General features: G+C 36.3%; 5 protein-coding genes. 1 reads left to right on the forward strand and 4 read right to left on the reverse strand.

Features of this window, described 5'->3' with window-relative positions; genetic code table 11:
- Positions 1 to 336: 336 nt before the first annotated feature.
- Positions 337 to 1,734 carry an MFS transporter gene (locus KDU71_RS22385; protein WP_244828665.1) on the forward strand — a complete coding sequence of 466 codons (1,398 nt, stop codon included), beginning with the start codon at positions 337 to 339 and terminating at the stop codon, positions 1,732 to 1,734.
- Positions 1,735 to 1,783: 49 nt separating this feature from the next.
- On the opposite strand, the gene KDU71_RS22390 is transcribed toward KDU71_RS22385, so the two are convergent.
- The 4 genes from KDU71_RS22390 to KDU71_RS22405 all read right to left on the reverse strand — a co-directional run bounded on the left by KDU71_RS22390 (position 1,784) and on the right by KDU71_RS22405 (position 6,490).
- A complete protein-coding gene (locus KDU71_RS22390) occupies positions 1,784 to 2,134 on the reverse strand; it encodes a 4a-hydroxytetrahydrobiopterin dehydratase (RefSeq protein ID WP_212193360.1) in 351 nt (116 codons plus the stop codon).
- Between the two features lie 205 nt (positions 2,135 to 2,339).
- Positions 2,340 to 3,128 carry a hypothetical protein gene (locus KDU71_RS22395; protein WP_212193361.1) on the reverse strand — a complete coding sequence of 263 codons (789 nt, stop codon included), beginning with the start codon at positions 3,126 to 3,128 and terminating at the stop codon, positions 2,340 to 2,342.
- A 189-nt stretch (positions 3,129 to 3,317) separates the two neighbouring features.
- Positions 3,318 to 3,650 carry a hypothetical protein gene (locus KDU71_RS22400; RefSeq protein WP_212193362.1) on the reverse strand — a complete coding sequence of 111 codons (333 nt, stop codon included), beginning with the start codon at positions 3,648 to 3,650 and terminating at the stop codon, positions 3,318 to 3,320.
- A 224-nt stretch (positions 3,651 to 3,874) separates the two neighbouring features.
- On the reverse strand, positions 3,875 to 6,490 hold the full coding sequence (locus KDU71_RS22405) for an AAA family ATPase (RefSeq protein ID WP_212193363.1): 2,616 nt from the start codon (positions 6,488 to 6,490) through the stop codon (positions 3,875 to 3,877).
- Between the last annotated feature and the right edge of the window lie 221 nt (positions 6,491 to 6,711).

Here is a 6,711-nt window from a genome sequence, read left to right on the forward strand (position 1 = left end):
AAACTTACTATTAAGACCACAGATTGCGCAGATTGACCCAGATTAATTGTTTTCCATTGGAAAACTATCTGTGAAGATTTTCTGTTCCTTTAACTCTTAGTTGTTATTGATATAGTTACAGCTTCTGTTTGTAAAAAATAGTTGCACAGATTTTTTGTCCGTTAGCGGAAAAGTTATTTGATGGAAAAATCCGTGAAAATCTGTGGATTAAACTATTTTATTTTCTTTGTTGAGTTAAATGCAATCTCCCTGCATAGAAGCTAAGGCCTATGGCAATGTTGTGAAATTATTGATACATTTAATTTGCTTGATGGCGTTAGTAAAAACTACCGGTTTATGGAAAAAATGGCCAGGACACAAAAAACAGTGCTGCTTGTTGTGACGCTTACATCATTTATCGGGCCATTCATTATCTCGTCGGTTAACATTGCCCTGCCAGATATTGAAAGGTATTTTGCTATTGATGCCATCACCTTAAGCTGGGTCATTACTTCCTTTTTGTTATCATCGGCTATATTTCTTTTGCCAATGGGGAAATGGGCCGATATAAAAGGCGTAAAGAGTATTTTTAAGCAAGGTACCGTTGTTTTTGTGGTGTTCACTTTCTTATGTGCTATTACCAATAGTTCAACCATTCTGATTGTTGCCAGGTTCCTGCAGGGTGTTGGCGCAGCTATGTTGATGGCAACCGGCCCCGCTATCCTCATATCCGAATTCCCGGTGAATCAGCGGGGCAGAGTATTGGGGATAAATGTTGCCGCCGTATATATTGGTCTTTCGGTAGGGCCGCTGGTTGGCGGGTTTGTTACCTATTATTTTGGGTGGCAGGGTATTTTCTGGATTTCGGGTATGTTAGGACTATCAGTCATGCTGGTTGCTTTTCTGTTTCTGGGAGAGGATAAACACAAAGCCCCACAATCAAGGATGGATGTGTGGGGAGCGATTATTTATATGTTGGCTCTGTCGTGTTTGGTGTATGGTTCTTCTAAAATAACCAGCTTACAGGGGCAAATACTTATTGGGCTTGGTGTGCTGCTTATCATTGGTTTTCTGTTTTATCAGACGAAAGTTTCCTTTCCTGTATTTCCAACACATCTGTTCAGAATAAATAAGCTCTTTGCCTACTCCAATGCAGCCGCGCTAATTAACTATAGCGCCACCTTTGCCATCGTTTTCCTCCTAAGCTTATACCTTCAGAAAATTCAACATTACAGCCCCCGGGAGGCAGGCAGTATATTGATAGCTCAACCTGTTGTCATGGCGCTTCTTTCGCCATTAGCGGGCTATCTGTCTGATCGGATGGAGCCGCGCATCCTGGCATCTGCAGGAATGGCCATCTGTTCTCTCGGTTTAGCCCTTCTGGCTTTTATAGGGGCCGATACATCAACAATCACTATTATAGGTATTCTGGCTTTTATTGGTATTGGTTTTGCTCTTTTCTCTTCTCCCAACATGAATACCATCATGAGTTCAGTCGACAAAACAAAATCGGGCTTAGCCAGTGGTATGGCTGCAACAATGCGGGTGCTGGGACAAATGGCAAGTATGACTATTGCCACCGCCATATTCGCCATCTTTTTTAAAGGCGAGTCGGTTGAAGGTGTTTCAGACCTGCTGTTTATTAAAAGCATTCATTATGCCTTTCTGGCTTTTGCATTTATCTGTGCAGGAGGAATCTACTTTTCAATGGCCAGAGGCAGGATGCATACTGACAACGAAAACAGGATTGATTAGTAGTACTCTAAATATCCGGACACTACGATGACCATTAAATACCATGTCATTATCCGGCCATATTGGCGTATAAAGTGGATGTATGATAGGCCATAATAAAGTCGTTTTTATGAAGTCCATGTATTTTATGCGTCCACCATATAACCGTTACAGATGAGTATTCAACAATCAGCTGAGGATGGTGATTTTCTTTCTCCGCCTGTTCTGCAATAGCATTGGTCAATGCAATGGATTGAATAAAATTATCGGTGCGAAATACCCGCTTCAATTTTTGAATAGTCCCATCTTCAATCAATTCCCAGTGGGGTACATCCGGCATCAGGGATGCAATTTCATCAGCTGATAATCGATGCGCATTAACACTGCATGCCTCGCATTTTAAATGGTCTAAGGTACCCATGTGTGTAGTATTTAAAAGTAGTAATGTTGTCAGTTGCGTATTTGTTAATGGGAAATAAGCAGCTAAAGGGTAAAAAATGAAAAGTTTATGCTCTTGTCAAGAGGTGAACACCTTCAATCTGGAATGGCATAGGACTGAAGCAGGTATTTATTCATTTATGACGAACGAGGCTATGATGAGTTACTTGTGTTGTGTTTGCGGCAGGCTATGTATTATGAGCGGCGTGTTGTGCTTCGTACTTTATTTTCTTATCCCAGTATATCTCATGATATTTTTTTGCCCAATACAATACTTTCTCAGCATTTCTTCTACCTAACAAATCCTGAGTTGGATATTCAAATATTTCACTTGAGATATTGTCAATTATTAGTCTCCTAGAATAGCTAATTCCCCCTTTAGTCGCTGATCTTGTGGTTAAAATATTAACATCGATAATATCTTTCCAAAAGTGCTTTGTAGTTTCCCCACCAATTATTTCCATACCATTGTAATCTAAGATAATTTTTTGTGTATTCTCAATTAAGTGTGTTTTAGCAAGTAAAAGAAATAAGAAAGAGAAAGATATGCCAATTATTGCACTAGATATTATATTCTCATTGGCCTTAAATATTGTCAAATAAATCGTACCAAGAATCATTCCTGCAAAAAACAGATATTCAATTACTTTAACGACTATATTCTTTGATATATTAATGCAGTCTGGAATTTTGTTCGTTTCAGCAAAAAAGATTGGTGTTTCATAGCATTTAGGGTTATCATTTCCAACCAAATCAACTGGTTTTCCCCGATATTTTGCGTTTACTTCTTTTATAATGCTTTTAAGGTTTTCCCTTAATCTCGTATACTCAGCTATATCAACTGAAAAATCCTTGCATTCATTATTAAATTCGGCAAAAGCATCGGTTAAAGAACAAATGGCTCTATTGTCTTCGTTCAATTTTCGCTTCTTACATATATTGCAGGAATTTAGTCTATCTAGTTTTGATTTGCTCATAAAATAAGATATTGTTTTTAAGATATTGCAATTCGTATAAAGCACAACAGTTCGGGCATTTGAAGTGGCCCGCTGCGTGTGCTATATTCACTTTCTTTATTTCGCTTTAGTTGGCGCGGGAGCTGAACTCCCAAATGCCGCCAAGGCAAGGGCTACTTTATGATGGCTTATTGGGCATCGTTTATTTTTCTACCAATATATAATTCTTAATATCTGTACAATCCAAAATCCAACAATTAATGAACTGATGCCAAAGGAAATATACTTCTCTTTAGATTTACCCCAGTTAGTCCAGTTGTAAATTACTAGCATTAACACGATAAAACTACTAATAAAAACAAAGAGGTTAATGGGTCCGAAAAACATTACATTAAACCCAAAATTATGTGGAGCATAACCAGGTACAATCCCAAACAATTCTTCACGAAATATATTAATAGTCCAAGCAGTTATAAAAAGAATAAAAACAATAATTGAGAATTTCATTGTTCTTCTACCTTTTTTCAATTTTGTGATTTCCATATGTAAATTCCTTATGGTTTTATTTTTCTATTTTTCGTGTCAGATTGCTAATTTCTCAATTAGGACGTTTTTATTATTAGTTGCTTCAAGTTGTAACTAACATTTAATTTTGATTTTTTGCGAGATGTGGGGAATGCCCTACAACGGTGTGTGTATGGGTAGTGTGTCTCTGTTGCGCCTGCTGCAAGCTATGCTTTATGAGCCGTTGTTATTGTATGCTGGCTTTATTTCCTTTTAAATCTTCGAATTTTACTTCTTAACGCTTCATATCTTTGAATTTCTTCATTAAGGTTTGAAGGTTCTGGTTTTATGTAAGCATATTTATCGCTATGTGTATGGCCTTCCATGTATCTGCAGCATTGAGCAAAACTTTCAAGAAGTTCGTTTATTAATTGTTCGTCAAAATAGACGCTGGAAAGACTATCAACGCTTACGCGTTCATTGTATCGCTGAACAACATTTTTAAACAAATCATTAATCACCAAAACCTCATAGCAGGTACGTAATGCTGTAAATCCACTTTTTACAAGGAACTCTCTTTGTTCAGGAGGGCATTCGGCTTTATTCGATTCGGAATATAACTTCTTTACTGGCTCCGCATTACGATATTTTTTTTCATACGTAGGTGAGTTTCTTAGCCATACTTGACCTGGGCTACCGTTTCTATTTTCAATCCAATGGCACTCGTGACTTAAAGATTTGTCTTGAGCATAATTAAGAAGACTGGAGACAAAAACTAAATCATGAGTAAAAATGATTACTTGTTTAGTCTCTGAAATTGAAATGAGCCTATTTGCAATTAAACTCTTTCGTTCTTCATCAAGCGAGTTAACAGGGTCGTCAAGAATGATTCCTTTGTTAATTGTGGTAATGTTAGTTTCTGCAATAAAGTCAGCCAAAGCAATTACTTTTTGTTCTCCCTCACTTAAAATTGCAGAAGGATCTTTGCCTTTAAGAAAAAGTTGTCGGTTGGATTGTGCATCTGAACTTCTCGCATCTATTTCGATTCCAAACTTTCCATTCAATTTTTCGCATTCGGCATTAAATGCGTTGATATAATCGGTATTGAAATATTCTTTTGATAAACGCTTTTCTGTGTTGGTTGATTGAGTCTTGAAACTTTGTTTGCTGAATTGATTCGCTTTGTTTACCCAAATCAAATTCTTATGCAGCATTTCAATGTCCGTGTATCTAGTTTCTAGTTTTTCTTTGTGAGCCAAATATGTTTTTTGCTTTAATAACTCAGTTAGTTTTTTTGTTTGTTCATCTTCTTCAAACGCTTTAATTTCTTTATCAACTGTTTCGCTAATAGTATCTAAAGCACTTAAATCTATCTGTATTTCAATTTGGGGAACATCTTTTTTGTCATTGATATTTGAAACAATTGTTTCACTTAATGTTTCTTGCTTTTTTAGTGCTTCTTGCAAAGTGGTTAAAATCGTTTCGTGTTTATCTTGTAACCAAACAGTTAAGGTGTCGGTTTCAGGAAATTGGTTGAAGTCTAATTTTTCGTAACCGTCTTTGAACTTAACAAGCTTCTCATTAGCCGTTTTGGCTTCTTGCTCTGCAACACTTTTAATGTAAGCCCAATAACTACTAATTAAGCTTTTGGGGGCATCATCATTGATTGCTTGTTGGCACAATAAGCAATTGTCGCCAAGTGTAGGGTATTCCTCTCCGTTTTGAGTTAAAGCAAATTTTTCGGCTGCCTGAATAAATTGCTTCCATTCTGTAGTACCAACATTTTCAATTTTGTCAGTTTTGAATTTTTCAACACCTTCTTTTCGTGCTGTTTCTTCTTTGGTTTTACAGTCTGTAATAGCTTCTTTAACTGTGTTTAACTGTGTTTGTAAAAACCACAAGTTTAAAGTCTCTAAATTCTTCTTTCGAGCTAATATTTGAGTTTTTATGGTTTGTAACTCTTTGAGTGACTTTTCCTTTTGAGCTAATGCAACTTTTAAATCATCATATTCTTTGTCAAGTTGTAATTTTTTTGCTTTCTCTTCCTCCGTGTAAGGCAGGTGAGCTTTTAAATCTTCTAGTTTAGAATTGTGTGAAAGCTGAATTAACCATGTTTTGATTTCAGATTCTCCCTGAAAAATGTCGTCATCTGCAAAAGGGTTTGCAATACTTTTGGATTGAATTTCACTGCTTAGCTTGCCGTTTAACTTCTCTAATGCAGCATTAAACCCATTAAACAATGTTAGGCTAGCAGGACGGAAGCTAAAATCATTTCTTACGCTAAGGTGTTTTTTTCCAATGTCTCCATCAAAAACAGCAAACTGATTAAAAATTCCATTTCCGATGTTGTCAGGGTATTTCAATGGAATTTTAGTTCCTTCTGAAGAAAAATTAAAGGTTGCAGCTTTTGATTTGTGTCCAGTGTCAATGTTGATGTTAGGAAGAATGTCTTCCTTGTCTTTGGAGTAAAAAACGTTTTTCAAAAGACGAACGTAACCAGATTTACCCGCTCCGTTTGCTCCATATATGATTGTCAAATTGTTTGTTAATTCAATCGTTTGGTTTTCTGTAAGTGCATTAACTCCTTCAACGTTTGTAAGAGAGTCAAAAGATAGATTTTCTTTATAATCATCAGATGCATTTGGGTTATATGAAATAGAAAGCTCAGGTTTTTCAGTTTCTTGTTTAAGACTTAATCTTTCGAGCAAATACGAATAAGCAATATCAATTGCAGTGTCTGTAATATCATTGCCTGCTAAAATCTCAGAACAAAGATATTTTGCCCAATACGGTTGAGCATTAATAAACGCTTTAACTTCTGTTTCAAGAGTTTTTACTTCCTCTAATTGCTGATTATCTTCCATTTTTTTTTTGCCCATAACTCATTTATATCCGCACCCTAATGCCCGATATATTTGCTATATCAATAGTTAAGGTGTCGATACATACTATATATCACCATGTATCAACACCTATATGCAGATACATTTATTATTCCTTTATGATTTCCTGCCCCTTATTACGCTCACATTATCCCCGGTCAGGGGGGCAGTTTTTCCGATTAGTGCCTGCTAAATTAGAATTTATTTTGGGATGCACA

Source organism: Carboxylicivirga sediminis (genome assembly GCF_018156225.1).
GTDB classification, from domain to species: Bacteria; Bacteroidota; Bacteroidia; order Bacteroidales; family Marinilabiliaceae; genus Carboxylicivirga; species Carboxylicivirga sediminis.

Coding starts and splice junctions, on each gene's coding strand:
- KDU71_RS22385 (WP_244828665.1), top strand. CDS start 337: ATGGAAAAAATGGCCAGGACACAAAAAACAGTGCTGCTTGTTGTGACG.
- KDU71_RS22390 (WP_212193360.1), bottom strand. CDS start 2,134: ATGGGTACCTTAGACCATTTAAAATGCGAGGCATGCAGTGTTAATGCG.
- KDU71_RS22395 (WP_212193361.1), bottom strand. CDS start 3,128: ATGAGCAAATCAAAACTAGATAGACTAAATTCCTGCAATATATGTAAG.
- KDU71_RS22400 (WP_212193362.1), bottom strand. CDS start 3,650: ATGGAAATCACAAAATTGAAAAAAGGTAGAAGAACAATGAAATTCTCA.
- KDU71_RS22405 (WP_212193363.1), bottom strand. CDS start 6,490: ATGGGCAAAAAAAAAATGGAAGATAATCAGCAATTAGAGGAAGTAAAA.